The sequence below is a fragment of the Gammaproteobacteria bacterium genome, from assembly GCA_022450155.1.
Lineage (GTDB): Bacteria > Pseudomonadota > Gammaproteobacteria > Arenicellales > UBA868 > REDSEA-S09-B13.
Map to the genome: position 1 here is coordinate 51,993 of JAKUQR010000015.1, position 20,980 is coordinate 72,972.

22 protein-coding genes and 2 tRNA genes are annotated in these 20,980 nt (G+C 53.1%); 16 read left to right on the forward strand and 8 right to left on the reverse strand.

Annotation, left to right across the window (positions count from 1 at the left end; genetic code table 11):
* Window positions 1-62 precede the first annotated feature (62 nt).
* From MK323_09745 to MK323_09765, 5 genes are all read left to right on the forward strand, one after another.
* Window positions 63-662, forward strand: a complete 600-nt coding sequence (locus tag MK323_09745) for a glutathione S-transferase N-terminal domain-containing protein (protein ID MCH2482442.1) — start codon at window positions 63-65, stop codon at window positions 660-662.
* Between the two features lie 48 nt (window positions 663-710).
* Window positions 711-1,136, forward strand: coding sequence for a ClpXP protease specificity-enhancing factor (locus MK323_09750; GenBank protein ID MCH2482443.1), 426 nt, complete (start codon window positions 711-713; stop codon window positions 1,134-1,136).
* A gap of 28 nt (window positions 1,137-1,164) precedes the next feature.
* Window positions 1,165-1,695, forward strand: a complete 531-nt coding sequence (gene hslV, locus MK323_09755) for an ATP-dependent protease subunit HslV (protein ID MCH2482444.1) — start codon at window positions 1,165-1,167, stop codon at window positions 1,693-1,695.
* A gap of 115 nt (window positions 1,696-1,810) precedes the next feature.
* Window positions 1,811-3,157, forward strand: a complete 1,347-nt coding sequence (hslU, locus tag MK323_09760; GenBank protein ID MCH2482445.1) for an ATP-dependent protease ATPase subunit HslU — start codon at window positions 1,811-1,813, stop codon at window positions 3,155-3,157.
* Window positions 3,158-3,281: 124 nt separating this feature from the next.
* Entirely contained in the window at window positions 3,282-4,052 is a 771-nt protein-coding gene (locus MK323_09765) for a flap endonuclease Xni (GenBank protein MCH2482446.1), read from the forward strand.
* 18 nt (window positions 4,053-4,070) lie between these two features.
* Here the strand turns inward: MK323_09765 and MK323_09770 are convergent, their stop codons facing one another.
* The 4 genes from MK323_09770 to dacB form a co-directional block, all read right to left on the reverse strand.
* Complete coding sequence (locus MK323_09770) at window positions 4,071-4,439, reverse strand: hypothetical protein (GenBank protein ID MCH2482447.1); 369 nt, start codon at window positions 4,437-4,439, stop codon at window positions 4,071-4,073.
* 33 nt (window positions 4,440-4,472) lie between these two features.
* Complete coding sequence (locus tag MK323_09775) at window positions 4,473-4,721, reverse strand: YcgL domain-containing protein (protein ID MCH2482448.1); 249 nt, start codon at window positions 4,719-4,721, stop codon at window positions 4,473-4,475.
* 25 nt (window positions 4,722-4,746) lie between these two features.
* Window positions 4,747-6,141, reverse strand: coding sequence for a citrate synthase (locus MK323_09780; protein ID MCH2482449.1), 1,395 nt, complete (start codon window positions 6,139-6,141; stop codon window positions 4,747-4,749).
* 309 nt (window positions 6,142-6,450) lie between these two features.
* The gene (dacB, locus tag MK323_09785; GenBank protein ID MCH2482450.1) at window positions 6,451-7,890 is read right to left on the reverse strand and encodes a D-alanyl-D-alanine carboxypeptidase/D-alanyl-D-alanine-endopeptidase; all 1,440 of its coding nucleotides are present in this window, start codon (window positions 7,888-7,890) and stop codon (window positions 6,451-6,453) included.
* A gap of 125 nt (window positions 7,891-8,015) precedes the next feature.
* Between dacB and MK323_09790 the strand changes: the two genes are divergently transcribed.
* Window positions 8,016-8,351 (forward strand): DUF1820 family protein, encoded by a 336-nt coding sequence (locus tag MK323_09790; protein MCH2482451.1) that lies wholly within the window; start codon window positions 8,016-8,018, stop codon window positions 8,349-8,351.
* 18 nt (window positions 8,352-8,369) lie between these two features.
* Here MK323_09790 and msrA read toward each other — a convergent pair whose 3' ends face one another.
* From msrA to hemA, 4 genes are read right to left on the reverse strand one after another with little or no spacing between them, the layout of a single operon-like run.
* Window positions 8,370-9,023: a peptide-methionine (S)-S-oxide reductase MsrA gene (gene msrA / locus MK323_09795; protein MCH2482452.1), complete on the reverse strand. Its 654-nt coding sequence runs from the start codon at window positions 9,021-9,023 to the stop codon at window positions 8,370-8,372.
* A 5-nt stretch (window positions 9,024-9,028) separates the two neighbouring features.
* A complete protein-coding gene (gene prmC / locus MK323_09800) occupies window positions 9,029-9,871 on the reverse strand; it encodes a peptide chain release factor N(5)-glutamine methyltransferase (GenBank protein ID MCH2482453.1) in 843 nt (280 codons plus the stop codon).
* On the reverse strand, window positions 9,868-10,953 hold the full coding sequence (prfA, locus tag MK323_09805; protein ID MCH2482454.1) for a peptide chain release factor 1: 1,086 nt from the start codon (window positions 10,951-10,953) through the stop codon (window positions 9,868-9,870). The genes prmC and prfA overlap by 4 nt, the downstream gene beginning before the upstream one ends.
* A 3-nt stretch (window positions 10,954-10,956) precedes the next feature.
* Window positions 10,957-12,210 (reverse strand): glutamyl-tRNA reductase, encoded by a 1,254-nt coding sequence (hemA, locus tag MK323_09810; GenBank protein ID MCH2482455.1) that lies wholly within the window; start codon window positions 12,208-12,210, stop codon window positions 10,957-10,959.
* A gap of 199 nt (window positions 12,211-12,409) precedes the next feature.
* On the opposite strand from hemA, the gene MK323_09815 reads away from it, so the two are divergent.
* From MK323_09815 to MK323_09860, 10 genes are all read left to right on the forward strand, one after another.
* Entirely contained in the window at window positions 12,410-14,128 is a 1,719-nt protein-coding gene (locus tag MK323_09815; protein MCH2482456.1) for a tetratricopeptide repeat protein, read from the forward strand.
* Complete coding sequence (gene lolB, locus MK323_09820; protein MCH2482457.1) at window positions 14,125-14,799, forward strand: lipoprotein insertase outer membrane protein LolB; 675 nt, start codon at window positions 14,125-14,127, stop codon at window positions 14,797-14,799. Before MK323_09815 ends, lolB begins: the two co-directional genes overlap by 4 nt.
* On the forward strand, window positions 14,796-15,629 hold the full coding sequence (ispE, locus tag MK323_09825) for a 4-(cytidine 5'-diphospho)-2-C-methyl-D-erythritol kinase (protein ID MCH2482458.1): 834 nt from the start codon (window positions 14,796-14,798) through the stop codon (window positions 15,627-15,629). Before lolB ends, ispE begins: the two co-directional genes overlap by 4 nt.
* Window positions 15,620-15,694: transfer RNA gene (locus tag MK323_09830), tRNA-Gln, on the forward strand. Before ispE ends, MK323_09830 begins: the two co-directional genes overlap by 10 nt.
* Before the next feature lie 31 nt (window positions 15,695-15,725).
* Window positions 15,726-16,676 (forward strand): ribose-phosphate pyrophosphokinase, encoded by a 951-nt coding sequence (locus tag MK323_09835; protein ID MCH2482459.1) that lies wholly within the window; start codon window positions 15,726-15,728, stop codon window positions 16,674-16,676.
* A 51-nt stretch (window positions 16,677-16,727) separates the two neighbouring features.
* Window positions 16,728-17,432, forward strand: a complete 705-nt coding sequence (locus MK323_09840; protein MCH2482460.1) for a 50S ribosomal protein L25/general stress protein Ctc — start codon at window positions 16,728-16,730, stop codon at window positions 17,430-17,432.
* Window positions 17,433-17,498: 66 nt separating this feature from the next.
* Entirely contained in the window at window positions 17,499-18,092 is a 594-nt protein-coding gene (gene pth, locus MK323_09845) for an aminoacyl-tRNA hydrolase (protein MCH2482461.1), read from the forward strand.
* Window positions 18,093-19,190, forward strand: coding sequence for a redox-regulated ATPase YchF (gene ychF / locus MK323_09850; protein ID MCH2482462.1), 1,098 nt, complete (start codon window positions 18,093-18,095; stop codon window positions 19,188-19,190). It abuts the gene before it with no gap.
* Between the two features lie 46 nt (window positions 19,191-19,236).
* Window positions 19,237-19,313, forward strand: a tRNA-Met gene (locus tag MK323_09855).
* Window positions 19,314-19,453: 140 nt separating this feature from the next.
* Window positions 19,454-20,659 (forward strand): Xaa-Pro peptidase family protein, encoded by a 1,206-nt coding sequence (locus MK323_09860; GenBank protein ID MCH2482463.1) that lies wholly within the window; start codon window positions 19,454-19,456, stop codon window positions 20,657-20,659.
* Window positions 20,660-20,980: the final 321 nt, after the last annotated feature.

The following is a 20,980-nucleotide window of genomic DNA, read 5'->3' on the forward strand; positions in this document are numbered from 1 at the left end:
TCTGCCATTTAGATTGGCAAACGCGGTGCGTCGCTCCATTAACAAGACAACTTAATCCAACGATGAAAATATACTCTGGCCCACTTTGTATATATGGACATGCCTGCCGTATCGTGCTGCAGGAGAAAACCATTGAACACGAAATCGTGTACGCCAAGCCAGGTGAGATGGCAGAACAACTGGCTGAGCTAAATCCTTATGGCGAAACGCCGATACTGCAGGATCGGGATCTCGTCCTATATGGCCCGACACTGATCACCGAGTACCTTGATGAAAGACTACCTCATCCGCCATTGATGCCAATAGATCCTGTGGGTCGCGGTAAGGCACGTCTGGCGATAGCCGATATACATAGGGACTGGCTCAACAATGCTCAGCGCAGCATCGAATTAGGCACCAAGCTCGACAAAAAATCGACTGACTTGATCCGTGATGGCCTAACAGCGATGGCTGTACAGCTGGAAGGGAAAAAGTTTGTACTTGGAGAAGAATTTTCCCTGGTTGACTGTTATGTAGGTCCTTTGCTTTGGCGTTTGCCGATGTTTAACCTGAAACTGCCAAAACAGGCAAAGCGACTGGAAGACTACGGCAACCGAATTTTTGCACGGCAGTCGTTTGCCAAGAGCTTAAGTGACGCGGAGAAGGAGATCCGCGGCATTTAACTGTTTCGATGGGCCTAAACGGGCCAGTTTGTATTTTGGATTTCGGATATGGAAAATGATAACGTCAGTTTAACATCCACTCGACCCTATCTGATTCGCGCAATCCGCGACTGGGTTGTGGACAACGGACTAACGCCACAAATCCTGGTGGATGCCACAGTAGAGGGCGTACAGGTACCCATCAGGTTTGTTAAAGATGGACGTATCGTACTGAACATAGACACCAATGCTGTCGTAGATCTTTACCTGGGCGACGACCAGATCAGCTTTAAGACTCGTTTCCACGGTCAATCGATGGAAGTGTTGCTGCCTGTTTGCAGCGTCATGGCAATTTATGCACGAGAAAACAATGATCGGGGATTTTTCTTTCAGGAAGCCACCACACGGAACACGCAAGAAGATAGATTCGACAACAAACAGGCAGGCGGTTCTGGCAAGAATCCGCGGCGCCCTAACCTCAAGTTAGTTGAATAACGGTAACGCAGTGGCCATAAAGAATCAGATGCACGGCACAACTATATTGTCAGTACGGCGAGGTGAACACGTCGTCATCGGCGGCGATGGGCAGGTTACTCTGGGCGAGACTATCATGAAGGGTAATGCCCGAAAGGTACGCCGCCTGTACGAAGACAAGGTGATCGCAGGCTTTGCAGGAGGTACCGCTGATGCGTTCACTCTGTTTGAGCGCTTCGAAGGTAAGTTACAGAAACATCAGGGTAATCTTTTACGTTCCGCAGTGGAACTGGCAAAGGACTGGCGGACCGATCGGATGCTCCGTCGACTGGAAGCGCTGCTGGCGGTTGCCGATAGATCTGTATCTCTGGTTATCTCTGGAACAGGTGATGTTATTGAGCCCGAGGGAGGCGTTATGTCGATCGGTTCCGGCGGGTCGTATGCAAAGGCGGCAGCGGTTGCGCTACTGGAGAACACTGATATGGACGCGCGGGCTATCGTAGAGCGGTCGCTCACGATTACTGCTGACATCTGTATTTACACCAATCACGAAGTCACTATCGAGGAGCTGGGCGGCTGATGGGCGGTTTTTACGCTGCGTTGGTTCCGGCTCAGCCAGCAGCCAGCAGAAATCATACTGTTCAACGGGTTAAGTGTGAGACTACGGGTGCCGATCTTAAGGGAGGTTCAAGCTGATGTCGCAGATGACCCCGCGCGAGATCGTAGAAGAACTCGATAAGCACATCATCGGCCAGTCCGATGCCAAACGGGCTGTTGCGATCGCCCTGCGAAATCGATGGCGGCGCGCCCAGGTCGCGGATGAATTTTTGCGTAACGAAATCACGCCCAAGAACATCCTGATGATCGGTCCCACTGGTGTAGGTAAGACCGAAATTGCAAGGCGGCTCGCTCGACTGGCAAAAGCGCCATTTATCAAGGTCGAAGCGACCAAATTCACCGAAGTCGGATATGTAGGCCGTGAAGTCGATTCCATAATCCGCGACCTGGCGGACATGGCTGTCAAAATGACGCGAGAAGAGGCGTTTGAAAAGGTCCGGCCACGCGCTGAAGACGCTGCAGAGGACCGGATACTCGACATATTGCTGCCACCCGCACGTGATGCTGGCAGTGAAGCATCAGGTACGGATGATTCGGCGAGCACGGACGGCGCCGGTCGTCAACGCTTCCGCAAGCTATTCCGGGAAGGGAAACTGGACGACAAAGAGATAGAAATTGAAGTAAGCGGCCCATCAGTCGGCGTAGAAATTATGGGCCCGCCTGGAATGGAAGAGATGACCAGTCAGCTGCAGGGGATGTTTCAGAACATGGGTGGCCAGCAGACGCGCACCCGCAAGGTCAGAATTTCCGAGGCTAAGAAACTGCTCACGGAGGAGGAAGCCGCCAAGCTGGTAAACGATGATGACTTGAAGCATCAAGCGGTCAAGCGGGTCGAACAGGACGGCATCGTTTTTCTGGACGAAATGGACAAAATCGTCGGCCGTACCGACTACCACGGGGGCGATGTATCCAGGGAGGGCGTACAGCGTGACTTACTGCCGCTGGTTGAGGGCTGTACCGTCAGCACTCGCTATGGCATGGTGCGCACCGACCATGTGCTGTTTATAGCCTCAGGTGCTTTTCAAATGAGCAAACCGTCTGACCTTATGCCCGAGTTGCAGGGTCGTTTACCGATACGCGTAGAACTTGATGCACTGACCACAGAAGATTTCGTACGCGTGTTGACAGAGCCGGATGCTTCATTGACGGAGCAGTACACCGCGTTGATGGAAACAGAGGGCGTTCACCTGGAGTTTGCCGCAGACGGTGTACAGCGGGTTGCCGAAGTCGCATGGAAGGTGAATGAATCGACCGAAAACATTGGTGCACGTCGACTACATACGGTTATGGAACGTCTGCTCGAAACAGTCTCGTTCGAGTCAGGAGATCGTTCGGGTGACCATGTGACGATAGATCGGGAATACGTCGACAAGCACCTCGAAAAATTAGCCGGTGACGAGGATTTGTCACGCTACATCCTTTAGCCTGTCCCCCCGGGGTAGCCCCCTGTGAGTGTGTGTGGTCCAGTTGAGCCGTTCCTACAACCCTGACGCAGTCGGTACCTGAAGCGTATACTGGGCTGTCCACCCATAGCGGGAGGACAGCAGAATGCGTGTACTGCTGATTGACGGGCTGAATCTGATTCGACGAGTCTACGCCGGTGTACCGGCGGCAGATGATCCAGGGTCCCGACACGACACCATCGTCAAATCGTGTGTGTTATCCCTGCAAAGAGCCTTGCGTCTTCAGCCGGCAACACATGTTGTTTGTGTAATGGACAGTCGTAGTCCGAGCTGGCGTCTGAAAGCTTATCCCGATTACAAGAAGAACCGCTCACCGATGCCTGACGAGTTGCGTGACTGTCTTCCTACAATTCTGGATGCATTTCGTAATGTCGGGGTGAGGGCATCGGAGGTCGAGGGCCTGGAAGCAGATGATGTAATTGCGACCATCGCCTGTCGTGTTGTTCAGGCAGGTGGTGCAGTGACGGTTGTTTCTACGGACAAGAGTTTTTGTCAATTGCTTGAGTTCGGTGTTCAGGTTTACGATCATTTTGCTGACGTCGAACACGATCACAACTGGGTGTCTGAAAGATTTGGGGTAGAGCCAGGACAGCTGGTGGATCTGTTTGCCCTGGCTGGTGACAGCTCTTTGGGTATTCCGGGTGTGCGGTCGGTAGGAATTCACACTGCAGTGAAGCTGCTACACGACTATGGTAATTTAGAGGGGGTTCTGTCCGCCGCTACCAAGATACCCGGGCGTCTTGGCAACAAGATTAGCCAAGGGTGTGATGATGCACGTTTGGCCAGGCGACTGGTCGCACTGCGCAGTGATGCGCAGCTTGGAATTAACCTGAAAGACTTTCGAATTGAAGCCTGACTGCCTGGTTATGGTCAGCTACTCCTTCTCATCGAGAATTTCTATACGGTCATCGGCACCCAGTGTCACCGCCACATCATCCAGGGTGGTAAACCGCCGGCCATCGATAGATTTCTTATAGGCCTGATAGGTCATTGATTGACCCTGACTGTCTGTAACCTGAATGTTCATGATTCGATGTTGCTCGTTCCAATGCAGAACAAACACCAGGGCTGACGTTGCGATAACCAGGGCCAGTAGTGTGTAGCCGACGAACCGAGCTGAGACACCACCTGAGTCTTTATCATTATCAATAGGGCCGTGGAGCCGCGCCGGCTGTGTTTTGGTCCGGAATATCAGCGCCACAATGACGATTACTGCCAGTGTGAAAAGTATCTTGGTCAGCATGTCAGGTGCAGTTGGTTTTTCGTGGTGCTGTCGTCACAGAGGTGATTCGGTTTCGGCCGGTGGCAGCTGTAGGTAGAAACCTTTGTCACGTAATTGCTGCCGGACGGTATCAGGGTCTGCTCTAGCCAGAGTCTGACCTGGCGATAACTCGAGGTTCATGACCTTTTCAAGTGTGCCCAGGGCTTCCAATAGATCAGAAGGCACCTTGGAGATATCAGAGTCGCGTTTTACGAACAGGTAAGCTTCCGACTTGCGGACACCCTTATAAACAACACACTTCATCGGCGTGAGCAGTCTGCCTTACAGGCTACTCGCTGTTTCTCTTACCGCCCCAGAGCCACGACCAGCTGCTCTTTTTCTCGGTGTGAGCCCTTTGGGCTACTGCTGTGAAGTCGCGCGATTCATTGCCAACATAAAGCTGTCGTGGCCGACCGATCTTGCTCTCTGAAGATTCGAGCATTTCCTTCCAGTGAGCGATCCAGCCGACGGTACGCCCGATGGAGAACAGTACAGTAAACATATTGGTGGGAAATCCAAGTGCCCGAAGGATAATCCCGGAATAGAAGTCCACATTGGGATAGAGTTTCTTCTCGACGAAGTAATCATCCTCCAGGGCAATTCGTTCCAGTTCCATTGCCAATTCCAGGGTGGAATCCTGCACGCCGAGTTCGTTGAGTACCTCATGGCATGTTACACGCATCACCTTGGCTCTGGGGTCGTGGTTCTTGTAGACTCGATGGCCAAATCCCATCAGACGAAATTTGTCCTGAGGGTCTTGCGCTTTACCGAGATATTTTGATATCCGGTCACGGGTTCCGATTTCATCCAGCATATTCAGCACGGCCTCATTTGCCCCCCCATGTGCGGGCCCCCAGAGCGACGCGATGCCGGCTGCAATACACGCAAAAGGATTCGCCTGCGACGAACCTGCGAGTCGTACTGTAGACGTAGAAGCGTTTTGCTCGTGGTCAGCGTGCAGAATCAATATTCTGTCGAGTGCCCTGGCCAGAACAGGGTTGATTTCATAGTCTTCGGTGGGTACAGCGAACATCAGGCGCAGCAGGTTTTCCGAATAGCTTAGCTTGTTCTCCGGATAAAGAAATGGCTGCCCCAGGGAGTACTTGAAGGCATAGGCACCAATTGTGGGCATCTTCGCAATCAGTCGATGGGCTGCGACCATACGCTGCATGGGGTCCTTAATATTGGTGCTGTCATGGTAGAACGCAGACAGTGCACCGACGACTCCAACCATGATTGCCATAGGATGAGCACTGCGAACAAAACCGCTGTAGAACCGAACCAGCTGCTCATGCAGCATCGTATGCTGATTGATGTTTGTATCGAAATCAGACTTTTCTTCAGGTGACGGCAGTTCACCGTGCAGCAGCAGATAGCAGACATCCATGAAATCTGTTTTCTCGGCCAGCTGATCGATCGGATAACCTCGATGCAGGAGTATGCCTTTGTCACCGTCGATGTAAGTAATCTCCGATGAGCATGAGGCAGTGGAGGTGAAGCCGGGATCGTAGGTAAAAACACCACTCTGCTCATACAGTTTTCGGATGTCGATGACTTTTGGGCCGATCGAACCGTGAATTGTGGGTAACTCCCAGCTTTCACCGGTCTCATTGTCTGTAAAGGTGAACGAATGCCGAACGGATTGTGCCGGCTCAACCCGTTTACGCTGTGTCGCTTCTGTCATGATGCCCCCAGTCCTGCCAAATCCTTGAGAAAAATAAATGAGTTCAGTGTCCCTGAGTCATCCGCCCCAGACCTTATTTATACGCTTGTGGGGACAAAAGAAAACCTTGACAGGCGGATACGACCTCGCTCAACCATAAGCCGATTCTGCGAATCACGCCTGCTTGCGCATTTTACTTGAAATTACAATTGTTTATGGAAAAGATCGTGAAATTGTCTCAATATGACCGAAGTTACCGGCTGGTATAAGGACTGGTGACGTCCGGTAGCGCGATGCGAATCGACCAGGCAGGTGTGTTCAGGGTAGCCTCTAGCGCTGTGAATACAGCCAGTCAATTACGCCTTCGTGAACAGAATAATCTGGGGTGAGTTTGGTGGAGCTGTGATTTTGCAGTATGACGACAATCCAAGTCTTGTTGTCGGGTGTCTCCGCGAAACCTGCTATTGCACGAACATGTTTTAGGCGGCCGGTCTTCAAACGCAGCTTTCCCTTAGTCGCCACATCGCGAAAATACCGTCGTGCCGATCCATCGTAGCCTGCAAGCGGCAGCGAGGCTTTGAATTCGGAAGCGAAGGTACTGTAGTGAGCGTGTTCCAGCAGGTCAGCAAGACCGCGAGCGGTCAGTCGGGCATGACGAGAAAGACCGGCGCCGTTGACCATGTTAAGCGCTCCCAGCTTCAAGCCCTGTGTATTCAGCCATCTTTGTACGACGGCGACACCCTGTTCCGGTTTTACGGAGGCGCCATTGTGTTCTGCCGCAAGGGTCAGCAACAGGTTGCGACTCATTACGTTATTACTGAATTTGTTGATGTAGGTTACGATCTGTCCTAGTGGTACTGATGGAAAATTCAAGAATTCGGTGTCACCAGGTGCTGCAGTACCTGTTCGAAAAGTCCCCGTTAAACTGCCACCCATTTCCTCCCACAGGTGACGGAAGACACCATAAATATACTGATGGTGTGGCAGTACTGACCGTACCAGAACGATTTCACCACAAGTTGGGGGATATTGACCGCCCACGGTGACTTCAGTTCTATTGCTGTGTGCGGTGACGTCAAGCGTAATTCCGCCATTGCGCCCGTTACAGGCACCCGGAAGTACACGCACCTTGTTCTTGATCTGCAGCGTGCTGGCCGGGGGCTCGGCCCGTACTGTCAGTCGGTTCAGCGCCGGGCGGATCACGATCCGGGTGGCAGAAAAATTGATCAGCGCTGCGCTCGGCGGCGTGTTGTAGGCTCGGAATATACGGCCGTCCAAAGTCTGCGTGTCGATTGCAGATTGATCGAATAGATGATCGTCGACGACGAGGTCGCCGTCGATGCGTTTAAGGCCCTGCGCCTGCAGGTTCTTCAGTAACTTCCAGAAGCGTTCGATCACAAACCAGGGATCTCCGCTGCCCTTAAGAACCAGATCCCCCTTAAGCGTCCCCGCTTTCAACGTACCGCTTAAATAGGTTTTTGTTTCCCACTGATAGCTCGGGCCAAGCAGATCCAGCGCAGCGATGGTTGTGAGCAGTTTCATCGTAGAAGCCGGGTTTCTCGGTGTGTCAGCCAGGTGCGATACCAGGGGCATCGATGCCCCTGCTTCTTTGATTAAAATGCTGACCGATGAAGAGGGTATGCCTTTCTTCTTCAGCAAATTGGCCAGTTGATCGGGCAGAATGGCCTGTGCCGTACTGCTAGTTGCAAGTACACTGATCATGCAGACCAAGAGCGCCGCAGCCCGGAAGGACATTGGATTGTTTTTCATCGTGACCAGGGTCTTGTTTTTTTCACGCAAACCCCCATGTGATGGTTGAAGCGCGATCGGGACAGCCTGTTATAATTTGAACAGGCGCTTCTCTATTGTCCGTAATTCTGATCTGACATCGCAACATGGCAAAAAAAAGCATATTCAGAGTTGTTTTCCATAGCCAAGGGAATGTTTACGAGCTTTATGCCCGCGAAGTCTCCCAGGGGGCTATGTACGCTTTTGTTGAGGTCGGTGATATTATTTTCGGAGAACGTTCGAAGCTGGTGGTAGATCCTTCGGAGGAAAAACTTAAATCGGAGTTCAGCGAGGTCAAACGGACCTATATTCCTTTGCATGCGATTATCCGCATCGATGAGGTTGAAAAAGAGGGTAAAGCCAAGATTACGCCTACTGATGGTGAGAAGATCGGCAACATATCGCCCTTCCCGATGCCGCTTAAACCCCCCGCAGTCGATTGATCGACAACAACAAGGATCTTAACCGGTAGACCAGACACAACTCACACCGGTTCCACCCAAGCCGCAGTACCCAGCCGGGTTTTTTGCTAGATACTGTTGGTGATAGTCCTCAGCATAGTAAAACTCGGTAGCTGGGAGAATTTCGGTTGTAATGGGGTCGAAGCCACGCTCTCTGAGAGTGTTCTCATAAGATCTTCTCGAACTTTCGGCCTCTCTGGTCTGTTCCTGATCAAAGGTATAGATTCCCGACCGGTACTGCGTACCGATGTCGTTTCCCTGTCGCATGCCTTGGGTCGGATTATGAGCTTCCCAGAAAATTTTCAGTAGTGCTGCATAGTCAACGTGTGTCGTGTCATAAATCGCCAGAACGACTTCGTTATGGCCAGTCAGTCCCGAGCAGACTTCTTCGTAGGTAGGATTCGGTGTGAGGCCGGCTGCATACCCCACCGCCGTTGTATAGATGCCATCTTGTTGCCAGAAAAAACGTTCTGCACCCCAAAAACAACCCAAGCCGAAGACGGCTTGTCTGCAGTTGTCGGGGAACGGGTCTTTAATGGGGCGACCGGTGACAAAGTGCTGGTCAGTGACAATCATGGCATGCTCTCGACCCGGTAACGCGTGTTTTCTGGACGGGAGGTTCAATGTTTTTTCAGCAAATCCGAACATAGTAATTGTTCCTATTTCTGGCGGCGGCCCCAGGTAACACGTGGTTTTCCTGCGAGGTCTGTGCTGGAAACTATAGTCTCGAATCCACCTTGCGACAATAACTTGTGTACAGCGTTTTTCTGGTCACAGGCATGTTCGAGTACCAGCACTCCCTGGCTGTTCAGATAACGTCTGGCAGCGGCGCAGATCATACGCAGTGCATCCAGGCCATCGTAGCCTGATATCAGCGCATCGACAGGTTCGTACAATGTTCCAGCTTCCAGCCGCGGGTCTCCCACTCGTACATAAGGTGGATTACTTACGATGAGCCGGTAGTGCTGATCTGCCAAAGGCGCAAACCAATCGCCTTGTCGGAAGGTGACATTTCGGACTCCCAACCTGGCTGCATTTTTCATTGCGACCTCCAACGCCGATTGGGAAATGTCAGTTGCAGTGACCTGAACATTCGGCCGCTCAGTAGCAATGGCCAGAGCGATTGCACCACTCCCCGTGCCAAGATCAGCAACATTGCAGGGTTGTTCCGGTAGGTGTTCCAGGGCCTGCTCGACCAGTAGCTCAGTTTCGGGCCGTGGAATCAGAACTTCTGGACTGACCAGCAGGTCCTGCGACCAGAACTCCTTTCGTCGCAGCAGATAGGCGATCGGTTCACCGGCCGCACGCCGCTTGATCAGCGTCGAAAAGACCTCTCTTTGCCGATTGGTCAGTGTCATTGATCGACCGGTGGTTACCGCACTCCGGTCGATCCCGCTGATGGCACAAAACAGCAGCTCTGCGTCCAGGGCCGGTGTATCGCTGGTTTTGTTGAGCTGGCTGGTGGCCTGATACAAAAGTGCCGCAGTATCGGGCAGGGTCATTTCGATGCCATGGCGGCAAGGAGATCAGCTTGATGTTCGGCACCCAGGGGTTCAACAACTTGCAAAAGATCCCCGGATAGAATCTCATCGAGCTTATAAAGCGTCAGATTGATACGGTGATCGGTAACCCGGCCTTGAGGAAAATTGTAGGTTCGGATACGTTCAGATCGGTCCCCGCTACCGACAAGATTGCGACGGTTTTCAGCTTCGGCCTCGCGCTGTTTGCGTTGTTCAGATTCCAGCAACCTGGATCGCAGAATCGACATGGCGCGAGCCTTGTTTTTGTGTTGGGAACGCTCATCCTGGCACTCCACCACTATTCCAGTTGGGAGATGCGTGAGACGCACCGCGGAATCGGTTCGGTTGACGTGCTGGCCACCGGCCCCAGAGGCGCGAAAAGTATCGACCCGCAAATCTGAGGTGTCGATCGGTACATCGCTGATTTCGTCGGCCTCGGGCATGATAGCCACCGTGCACGCCGAGGTATGAATCCGGCCTTGAGCTTCTGTCTCTGGCACACGCTGTACCCTGTGGGCACCGGACTCGAACTTCAACCACGAGTAAGCCCCGCGACCCACAATCCTGCTGATAATCTCCTTAAAGCCGCCATGCTCGCCCGAACTCTGGCTCATGACCTCGATTTTCCATCGTTGTTTTTCGGCAAAGCTGCTGTACATACGGAAAAGATCCCCGGCAAACAGAGCGGCTTCGTCACCGCCTGTCCCGGCCCTTATTTCAAGAAAAATATTACGCTCGTCGTTAGGGTCTTTGGGGATCAAAAGCTTTTGCAATTGGCCCAGAAGCGTATCGAGCTGCATCTGCAGTCGAGGCAGTTCTTCCTGGGCCATTTTCCGAATCGAGAGATCATCGTCGTTGATCATAATCTCGGTCTGGTGGAGTTCCTGGGCCAGCCTCTGGTATTCCTGAAACTTGGTTACCACAGGGGAGATATCCGCAAGTTCAATGGACAGGCCACGGAACGTGTCCTGTTGAGCGATCACGCTGGGATTAGACAGGAGTGCATTGATTTCTTCCTGACGCTCAGCCAGGTGCTCGAGCTTTTCCTGAATCGAAGGATTCATGGATCAGTCCGGTAGCTTGAATAGTTTTCGAGCGGCGTCTATGAGAGAACCGTTGCCGTCTTCATCGGCCTGTTTTAGAGCCTGGCTGGGTGCATGAGCGAATTTTCTGGAAAGCGTACGGGCGAATGCTTCAAGGACTTCTCCGGGATCCTCTCCATTTTCGATTCGGCGCTGAGCCTGACGAAGTTCACTATCTTGCAGGGCATCGATCTGTCCTCGGATAGCGCGGATTGTAGGTATCGAGTCCAGCGACCGGAACCAGCGCATGAAACGGACCACCTGCAGATCGATGATCTTTTCAGCATCATCAGCAGCTTCTCTGCGCGAGCCAATGTTCTTTTCTACGATGTTCTCAAGATCATCTACCGTGTAAAGGAAAACGTCTCTGAGAGATCCAACTTCGGGTTCAATGTCACGGGGTACCGCAAGATCGATCATCAAAACTGGTTTGTGGCGGCGTGTCTTTAGAGCCCGCTCAACTGTGCCCTTGCCGACAATGGGCAGTGTACTGGCTGTAGAAGCGACGACGATATCGGCCTCGTGAAGTCGGTCTGCAATGTCTGCCAGTGAAATGGCTTCACTGTTATGCCCGCCTGCCAGCATTTGTGCACGTTCGATCGAACGGTTTGCAACAATAATACGGTTCACGACACTGTTGCGAAAGTACCGAGCAACCAGTTCGATTGTTTCACCGGCGCCGATCAGTAGGACTGTCTGATCTGTCAGCTGGGAAAATATCCTGCGGGCAAGGTCGACAGCTGCAAAGGCGACGGATACTGTGCTGGCACCAATGAGAGTTTCGGTACGGACCTGTTTTGCGACGGAAAATGTATGCTGAAAAAGACGATTGAGGATCTTTCCCGTCGCCCCTGCGTTGTAGGCGGTTGTAAATGCGGATTTCATCTGACCCAGAATCTGAGGTTCTCCAAGCACCAATGAATCAAGACCAGACGCGACTCGAAAGGCATGCTGAACAGCTTCCTCACCAGGCAGACAGTAGGTTGCAGCATCAAGGTTTGCAGCATCCAGTTGTCCGTAATTGCACAGCCATTCGAATACCTGGTCCGGTCGAGCACTGTTTTGGTGACAGTAAATCTCGGTTCGATTACAAGTCGACACAATGGCCGCTTCTGCCACGTTGCCCGAACTGACCAGCGAACGTACGGCACCCGGTAATTGCTCGCTCGTAAAAGCGGCTTTTTCACGCAACGAGACCGGTGCGGTACGATGATTGAGACCGAACGTCAAAAGGTGCATGGAATCAGGGAGGGGAGGAGCAAGATGCGTATTTTTCGTGGCTGAAAACTACCTGTCAAGGACAAGACGGTGGTGTCAGTGGTACTTTAACCCGTTTATGCGACCCCCAGAGTCTACGAGGCTTGCCGCTTGGTGTTATTCTCCTCCAATCGTCGGGATCTCGCCATTCAGTACGATTGGGTATCACCTTGTTCGGATCATGCGTCATCTAACAGCAATCGCTCTCTTTATCTCCGCTGCAACGGGTTGTGCCGTAGTCCCTGCACAGCAGTCGAATAACGAGCCTGCAGTCCAGGGCCAAATCCACGACGAAAAGGCCCTGGCCAGTGAGGCCAACCGGACATCAGAACTTCTTTTCCATTATTTGCTGGGAGACATCGCATCACGCCGAGGTGACGGTTCGCGGGCTGCTGAGTCGATGGCCAAAGCAGCTCGAATCAGTGCCGATCCACAAGTTGCCGTCAGGGCCTACCGCCTTTCCATGCATGCGGGGCACTTCGAAAGCGCACTCGAAATTTCGGAGTTGCTTAGACGACTTCTGCCGGAATCGGATCAGCCGTATTTTATGACGTTAAAGGTGCTGACTAAATTGGGGCGACATGATGCGTTCTTTGACCAACTGGTGTTATTGCTCGACAGGACCAGCTCGTCAGTTGGGTCTCATCTCAGACGAGCGAGCGAAATTCTGGGGCAGGAACCCGACCCTGCCGTATGGTTGCCGGTCATGGAGCGACTTGTAGAGCGTTACCGTCACGATGCACAGGTGTATCTGGCACAAGCCTGGCTGGCTTATAGAGCCGAACGCCCAGAGGTCGCGGACAGTGCTCTTAACCAGGCACTTGTGGTGAGGCCCGGGTGGGAGGAGGTGGCGATGATGCAGTTGTCACACTTCAACCGGTCCGACAATAGAAAACAGCTGGCCGACTATGCGGAATCATTTCTGCGGGACTATCCGGACAGCAGTGAATTGAGAATTACCTGGGCCAGACTGTTAGCTGAGTGGGACGAATACGAGAAAGCACTGACTCAGTTCACCGAACTTGTCGAACGCGACCCTGAGAATAGAGAGGCGGTCTATCCAGCCGCTGTGCTAAACATGGAACTGGGGAACGATCTGATGGCAACCCGTATGTTTGTACGCTATCTCGAACTCGATCCCGAACACGACCAGTCCAGATTATTTCTTGCCCGGATCGCAGCAGGTCAAATTCGTTATGATGAGGCGCTCTCTTGGCTATCCGCGGTAACGAGCGACGAACACGTTTTTGACGCGCAGCTGAGAACAGCCTTCGTGCTTGTAGATGCCAAAAGAATCGATGAAGCACTGGCGCATCTCCTACAGATAGTCCCAGATTCGGTACCCGAACAGGTACGGATCTATCTGGCCCAAGAAAGGATTCTGCACCAGTCTCAGGGACCGGAGGCAGCGCTGGAACTGTTAGACACGGCGCTCATCGATGTACCGGGACACGGCGACCTTCTTTATGCAAGAGGTCTGGTAGCTGCACAGCTTAAACTGGTCGACAAGCATGAAGCCGATATGCGCCGCCTGATCGAGCTGGAGCCGGATAATGCGCATGCCTATAACGCTTTGGGCTATACCCTGGCTGATCAGACAGACCGCCTCAATGAAGCATTGGTACTGATCGAGCGTGCGTTGACACTGCTTCCCGAAGACCCCTTCATTTTGGACTCTATGGGTTGGGTGCATTATCGGTTGGGCAATACCGACCTGGCGCGGGAGTATCTGCAAAAGGCGATCGATCTGCGTATGGATGCGGAGATTGCAGCCCATCTGGGAGAGGTGCTGTGGATGGATGGGGAGCGCGATCAGGCGCGGGCAGTATGGCAACGCGGTCATGAAGATGACCCAGACAATTCAGTACTGCGAGAGACGTTGCAGAAGTTCGAACCGTGAACGGCAAGCGCTGGTTTAGCGTCTGTCTGCTGGTCTCGGCCTGCGCCCAGGCGCCATCGGCACCTGTTGATTCGGATCCACCGACCCGGAATACGTTGTGGCAACAGAGACAGTTGTTATTGTCGGATTATGAAACGTGGAATCTCAGTGCCCGCCTGGCAGTTAATGCCGGTAGCCGGCATGAAACGGCAACTATTTTCTGGCGACGTCGTGGACTCACCAGTCGAATAGATTTGTTCGGTGCTTTCGGGGTCGGAAGGGTTCGAATATCCGAAGATCCCCAAGGTGCTGTCTTGGTGAAGGAGGATAAGAATTCGGTCAAGGGTCAATCTGCCGATGAAGTGCTGTACAGGACGCTTGGCTGGCATGTGCCGTTTAAGCAGATGGGATACTGGTTACGCGGGTTGCCTGAACCGGAACTTCCCGTGACGATCGAACTCGATAAAACCGGCAAGTTGAAAAAGCTTATACAGTCGGGTTGGCAGGTGACTTTCCTGGAATACCGAATTTATGCGGGCCTCGAGCTACCTCGGAAGCTCTATCTTGTTGCCGATCCCGATATGCTTCCAGCCAGGATTCAGCTAGAGGTTGGTGAGGCTGAGAGTTTCAGTGTGAAGATTGTGATCAGCCAGTGGCAAGCTGGTGACGAAACGGCGCAGAGTTCAGGATGAAAAGCTGGCCGGCACCCGCGAAGCTGAACTTGTTTTTACACGTCGTGGGGCGGCGTGGGGACGGTTATCACGAACTGCAAACATTGTTTCAGCTGCTCGATTTTGCTGATGTGCTGCACTTCGAGGTTCGAAACGACGGCGTAATTCGCCGCGAAGGAGGGGCAGGTCTACCCGAGCGTGATCTGACAGTTCGTGCGGCCTGCAAGCTGCAGCAGTTCGCCGGGACCGGACTTGGTGTTGATATAACGCTCGACAAAAGGATTCCCGTTGGTGCCGGTCTGGGTGGTGGGAGCTCGGATGCAGCGACTGTGCTTCTGGCACTGAATCGGCTATGGGAGGTACATGCCAGTATCGAGACGCTTGTTCAGTTGGGGGCAGAACTGGGCGCAGATGTGCCGGTTTTCATCCACGGCCATTCAGCCTGGGGTGAGGGAGTCGGCGAGAAAGTAACCCCAGCAATGCTTTCTGCGAGAATTTACTGTGTTGTGGTGCCTGAAGTGATGGTTTCCACTGCGGCTGTATTCAACGATTCCGAATTGACACGAAACACGCCGCGAATCAGAATACCCTCCCTTTTTGAGGGAGGTCTGAGCAACGACCTGGAACCGGTCACATGTCGGCTTTATCCAGAAGTGGGTGAGGCGCTTGTCTGGCTCCGCCAGTTTGGAGAGGCCAGAATGACAGGAAGCGGTTGTGGCTTATATGTGGTTGTGTCAGACCGACGGAGTGGGGAAGATATTTTGGAGCAGGCGCCGGCAGGCATCGATGGGTTTGTTGCAGCCGGCATAAACCAGCATCCACTAAAGACAACCGAGCCAGTTGGGGTGTAGCCAAGTGGTAAGGCACCGGATTTTGATTCCGGCATTCCCAGGTTCGAATCCTGGCACCCCAGCCATATTGGTGTCGAAACCAATGGAGGAGCATTAGTGTCTTTCGACGATCTCACCGTGTTTACGGGTAACGCTAATCCAGAGCTCGCTCGGGAGGTGGTCGCGCATCTGGGGATTGGGCTCGGACGCGCCTTGGTGAGCACGTTCAGCGATGGTGAAGTCAACGTTGAGATTATGGAGCACGTCCGGGCAAGTGACGTTTTTGTCATCCAGCCCATCTGTGCACCATCCAGCAAACACCTGATGGAACTACTGGTAATGATCGATGCGTTAAAGCGTTCCTCAGCAGAACGTGTGACCGCCGTAATGCCTTACTTCGGTTATGCGCGTCAGGACCGGCGTCCTCGGACGGCCCGGGTCGCGATCACAGCGAAACTGGTCGCTGACATGATCGGCGTAGCAGGTGCCGACCGGGTAGTCACCATGGATCTGCATGCTGATCAGATACAGGGATTCTTTGATGTGCCGGTAGACAATATTTATGCCGCACCGGTTCTGAACAGTGAATTGTGGCGACAGCAGCCAGAAAACCTGTTGGTTGTCTCTCCTGATGTCGGAGGTGTTGTTCGAGCACGGGCCATGGCTAAGCAGCTGGGTGCAGAACTGGCGATCATTGATAAGCGTCGTCCCAGGTCCAACGAGGCCAAAGTCATGCACATTATTGGGTCTGTGGACGACCATACCTGCGTGTTGATGGATGATATGGTCGACACCGCAAGCACGCTGTGTGAAGCCGCGTCCGCCCTGAAGGATGCGGGCGCGAAACAGGTGAAGGCCTGCTGCACCCACCCGGTGCTCTCAGGTCAGGCCGTAGAAAGGATTACTGAATCTGAACTGGACGAGGTGGTTGTAACCAACTCTATCCCTCTGAATGAGGAAGCTGCGGCCTGTGACAAGATTCGCCAGATCAGCATTTCCGAACTGCTTGCCGAATCGATTCGCCGAATCGCTGAGGGCGATTCCGTGAGTTCGCTTTTTATGGAATGAGAGGCCGGAACGGTTATCAAAGACTAATGTGGGAGTTAAGGAGAACAAAAGATGAGTACTAATTTTGAGTTGAATGCCAAGGCTAGAGATGTATTTGGCACCAATGCAAGCAGGCGCCTGCGCCGTTTAGACCAGGTGCCGGCGATGATCTATGGTGGCGACCAGGACAACGAAGCTGTACTTCTTGACCATCACGAGATCATGCACAATCTGGAAGTTGAGGCTTTCCATTCGGCGATCATCTCTTTGAATACCGGATCTGGTTCACAGCAAGTGATTCTACGCGAGGTTCAGCACCATCGATATCGACCTAGGTTGGTGCATGTCGACTTTCAACGGATAAAGGCGACCGAAAGGCTGCACATGAAAATTCCACTGCATTTCGCGGGGGTCGATGAAGCCCCTGGGGTGAAGGTCGAAGAAGGCATTTTTTCCCCACTGATGACAGAGCTCGATGTCACCTGTTTACCGAAGGATCTGCCTGAGTATATTGAGATCGATGTCTCCGCACTGGGAATTAATGACGTGATACATCTTTCCTCGGTGGAACTGCCTGAGGGTGTTGATCTGACCGTGGTTCTTCACGAAGGTGAAGATCCATCTGTTGTTACCGTTATGCCGCCGCGGACGATCGAGGAAGAAGTCCTCGAAGCTGAAGACGGAGTCGAAGTTGTGGAAGTCGAGGAAGGTGCAGCGTCTGCCACTGGAGAATCAGCTGGCGACGCGGACTCGTCTAAAGAGAAGGCCGAAGAGTAATAGCCTATCGGCGATCACCGGGCCTGTGTTTTTGAACTAGGCTTCGGTGTTGTCGGTATTCTCTGAATGGCCCAGATCATCCTCATCGTCGGATTGGGAAATCCGGGCACTGGCCATGCCGGTACCCGACACAATGCAGGCTATTGGTTTCTGGAGGAACTCGCGCGCCGCTATCCACTGGATTTCCGGCTCGAAGCACGGTTCAAGGGCGAACTCGCTGAACTGCAGATTGGCGGACACAAACTGCGGTTACTGCGACCGAATACCTTTATGAACTTAAGTGGTGTATCGGTCGCACCACTTGCCCGTTATTTTGATATCGCAGCCGAGCAGATTCTGGTGGTGCACGACGACCTTGATCTGTCACCTGGTGTTGCGAGAATCAAAAACGGTGGCGGCCACGGCGGTCACAACGGACTGCGTAGCTTGTTCAGTGACTTGGGGTCCAGGGAATTCATGCGCTTGCGTCTGGGTATTGGCCATCCAGGTAATTCAGATGAGGTTACCGATTATGTGTTGCGGATGCCGTCACCCCAGGACCGCGAGTTAATACTGGAAGCAGTTCAGCGCTCGGCTGAGTTGTTCGAAGACATGGCAGCAGGTGACTGGGAGCGCGTGATGAACGAACTGCACAGGGGCCCGAACGGGGTAGACGACTGAATGGGGTTTCGCTGCGGTATCGTCGGGCTGCCCAATGTTGGCAAGTCCACATTGTTTAATGCCCTGACCCGTGCAGGTGTTCAGGCCGAAAACTACCCTTTCTGTACTATTGATCCGAATGTCGGGATGGTCGAGGTCCCGGATCAGCGATTACCTAAGATTGCTGAGTTCATACAACCGCCCAGGGTGATCCCCGCCGCCATAGAGTTTATAGATATTGCCGGACTGGTTTCCGGCGCCTCCCGGGGTGAAGGGCTCGGCAATCGTTTCCTCGCCCACATCCGTGAGGTCGACGCGATAGCTCACGTGGTGCGCGCGTTTGAAAATCCCGATGTCGGTCACGTGGCAGATCAGGTCGATCCGCTGTCTGACATTGCGACTGTCGATACCGAACTTGCCCTGGCGGACCTGGAAACAGTGGAGCGGGCACTGGATAAATCCCTTAAGGGGTCTAAGAACGGTGATAAGACTCAGCTTCAGATGGCCCACCTGTTCGAGCGGGTTCGGGCCTGGCTGGACCGTGGAGCACCGATCCGCAGCATGGCACTTGTACAGGTGGAGCGAGCAGCACTGAAACCACTTTGCCTGTTGACCGCCAAGCCGGTGCTGTACGTGTCTAATGTCGACGAACACGATTTGGACGGTGGAGAGGGGTCAAACGTCGCGGCTGTTAAGGCGCATGCGCAAATTTCGGGTGATGAGCTGGTTTTGGTCAGTGCCAGAATTGAACAAGAAATCGCGATGCTTGATCATCAAGAGCGCAGTGTATTTCTGAATGATTTAGGGCTCGCAGAATCCGGCCTGGATCGGGTGATTCGAGCCGGTTATTCCTTGCTTGGCCTGCGGACTTTTTTTACTGCGGGGCCGAAAGAGGCACGGGCCTGGACTATCAAGTCCGGAATGACCGCGTCAGCTGCCGCCGGGGTGATCCACACCGACTTTGAGCGGGGGTTCATTCGTGCTGAGACCATTGCTTACGACGATTTTGTTGCGCTCGGTGGCGAGCAGGGGGCACGTGATGCGGGGCGGTTGCGTCTAGAAGGACGTGATTACGTTGTAAATGACGGTGATATAATGCATTTCAGGTTCAACGTCTGATCCTGCTGGTCGGCCATACCTACGTTGGACAGCCTGCGTCCCCCTTGGCTATGTAGCTCAGCTGGTTAGAGCACGGCACTCATAATGCCGGGGTCGGTGGTTCGATCCCACCCATAGCCACCATCTAATCAAGTAGTTAGTTCTGTTCCACCATGGGGGTCATGTTCTGTGGCACAAATTTGGCACAGCAGATTCGCAAAAGCAGCCATCGGATCATGATTTAGAATGGGTAATACTAGCTGACCCTTGAGTTGGGCTCTCCAATGGCTTTTGTTAAATCCCCACCTAATATTCCTGACTACCAGCTAGAAGTTGCGTTTCCCGAGTCGGAGTACGCCACCCGGCTGGAATTAGTCAGGGAGAGCATGAACGAGAAAGGTTTGGATGTGCTGCTCGTTACCTATGTGAACAACGCCTGCTATCTCACCGGTTATCAAACCCCGCTTGCTAACTGGTACGTGTGTATCGCGGTACCGGTTGAAGGAAACTTGGTGGCCCACGTCTTGGACCTGGAATTAATGAACCTCTATTTGCACGGATGGCCGAGCCACGCGCCGGTTTATTCTCTGGCGTGGTGGGACGAGGAACAGGCGGCCGATGAGCTCTCGGGAATTCTCAAAGAGCATGGGTGGGCAGACAAACGCGTAGGGCTGGAGATGCAGCGTGATGGTTGCAGCGCCCATTTTGCCCGCACGCTTAGCGAGCAATTGCCGCAGGCGACCCTCATCGATGCGTCCGAAGTGGTTCTCAGTCGTCGGGTGATCAAATCACCGGCAGAGCTCGAGACCATGCGCGAGGCGGCCAGACTTACCGATATTGGTATCAAGGCTGCCCTGGAGGAGGTTTGTGCCGGGCGCAGAGACGGTGATGCTGTGGCTGCGGCGTACAGTGCCATGTCGAGAGCCGGCAGTGAGTATCTCACTATCCAACCGCTGCCTTATGCAGGTGAGTCTCAGCGTCTCGCCCATCTGGGAGCCAAACGACGGGTCATGCAAAAAGGTGATGTCTTCTCAATGGAGATGACAGGAGTTTTCAATCGGTATTCGGCACCAATATTTCGCAGTGCTTCCCTCGGTGCGCCTAGTAGCGATGTCCTGCGGTTGCTGGATACCGCTAACGCGACGCTGGAATTGCAATTCGAACTGGCAAAGCCCGGGGTGCCAGCCCAGGTGATAGCCAGCGAATTAAAATCTCTGGCGAAAAAAATGCTCAATGGGTTGACTCAGCCACGCGAGCTTTATGCCTATTCGGTGGGAATTGGTTTCCCCCCTGATTGGGTGGAGCACTCGATGTATATCCATGAACGGATGGAACGTCCATTGCAGGCTGGCATGACGTTTCATTCGCCCCACGGGTTCAGAGTGTTCGACCGAGGTATTGGCGCATCGTTCAGTGAGACGTGGGTTGTGACGGAAAATGGTGGAGAAAGACTGACTCAAGCACCGCGTGAGTTAGTTATTGTCGATTGAGTAAACCCGGTGAGGTGCAGAATCTTGAACAAATATGATTCACTAGCAAAAGTGCGTATAGCACATCAACGAACGCGGCACACCCACGGCACAGTGCCATATCAAATCTCGCTTTGAAGCCCTTCCATTCAGGTTTCTAAAGTTGTAGTCTGAAGTTACGGGAATAGGCTGTGTTTACAGATGTTTCTTCATGACAAGTGCGCCCTTATGGCGCACTTCTGTTCATGATGATAGTGGCTGGGATGCACTCATAATGCCGGGGTCGGTGGTTGACATATCTTAAACGGGTGTTCAGGTTAGGGTTTCTATTTTCGGATCACT

Bases quoted from the DNA above. Each gene is read 5' to 3' on its own strand.
- hslU (MCH2482445.1), top strand. From the start codon at position 1,811: ATGTCGCAGATGACCCCGCGCGAGATCGTAGAAGAACTCGATAAGCAC.
- MK323_09770 (MCH2482447.1), bottom strand. From the start codon at position 4,439: ATGCTGACCAAGATACTTTTCACACTGGCAGTAATCGTCATTGTGGCG.
- hslV (MCH2482444.1), top strand. From the start codon at position 1,165: ATGCACGGCACAACTATATTGTCAGTACGGCGAGGTGAACACGTCGTC.
- prmC (MCH2482453.1), bottom strand. From the start codon at position 9,871: ATGACCCTGCCCGATACTGCGGCACTTTTGTATCAGGCCACCAGCCAG.
- MK323_09790 (MCH2482451.1), top strand. From the start codon at position 8,016: ATGGCAAAAAAAAGCATATTCAGAGTTGTTTTCCATAGCCAAGGGAAT.
- MK323_09815 (MCH2482456.1), top strand. From the start codon at position 12,410: ATGCGTCATCTAACAGCAATCGCTCTCTTTATCTCCGCTGCAACGGGT.
- MK323_09765 (MCH2482446.1), top strand. From the start codon at position 3,282: ATGCGTGTACTGCTGATTGACGGGCTGAATCTGATTCGACGAGTCTAC.
- MK323_09775 (MCH2482448.1), bottom strand. From the start codon at position 4,721: ATGAAGTGTGTTGTTTATAAGGGTGTCCGCAAGTCGGAAGCTTACCTG.
- prfA (MCH2482454.1), bottom strand. From the start codon at position 10,953: ATGAATCCTTCGATTCAGGAAAAGCTCGAGCACCTGGCTGAGCGTCAG.
- MK323_09750 (MCH2482443.1), top strand. From the start codon at position 711: ATGGAAAATGATAACGTCAGTTTAACATCCACTCGACCCTATCTGATT.
- hemA (MCH2482455.1), bottom strand. From the start codon at position 12,210: ATGCACCTTTTGACGTTCGGTCTCAATCATCGTACCGCACCGGTCTCG.
- dacB (MCH2482450.1), bottom strand. From the start codon at position 7,890: ATGAAAAACAATCCAATGTCCTTCCGGGCTGCGGCGCTCTTGGTCTGC.
- MK323_09780 (MCH2482449.1), bottom strand. From the start codon at position 6,141: ATGACAGAAGCGACACAGCGTAAACGGGTTGAGCCGGCACAATCCGTT.
- MK323_09745 (MCH2482442.1), top strand. From the start codon at position 63: ATGAAAATATACTCTGGCCCACTTTGTATATATGGACATGCCTGCCGT.
- MK323_09860 (MCH2482463.1), top strand. From the start codon at position 19,454: ATGGCTTTTGTTAAATCCCCACCTAATATTCCTGACTACCAGCTAGAA.
- ychF (MCH2482462.1), top strand. From the start codon at position 18,093: ATGGGGTTTCGCTGCGGTATCGTCGGGCTGCCCAATGTTGGCAAGTCC.
- pth (MCH2482461.1), top strand. From the start codon at position 17,499: ATGGCCCAGATCATCCTCATCGTCGGATTGGGAAATCCGGGCACTGGC.
- ispE (MCH2482458.1), top strand. From the start codon at position 14,796: ATGAAAAGCTGGCCGGCACCCGCGAAGCTGAACTTGTTTTTACACGTC.
- MK323_09840 (MCH2482460.1), top strand. From the start codon at position 16,728: ATGAGTACTAATTTTGAGTTGAATGCCAAGGCTAGAGATGTATTTGGC.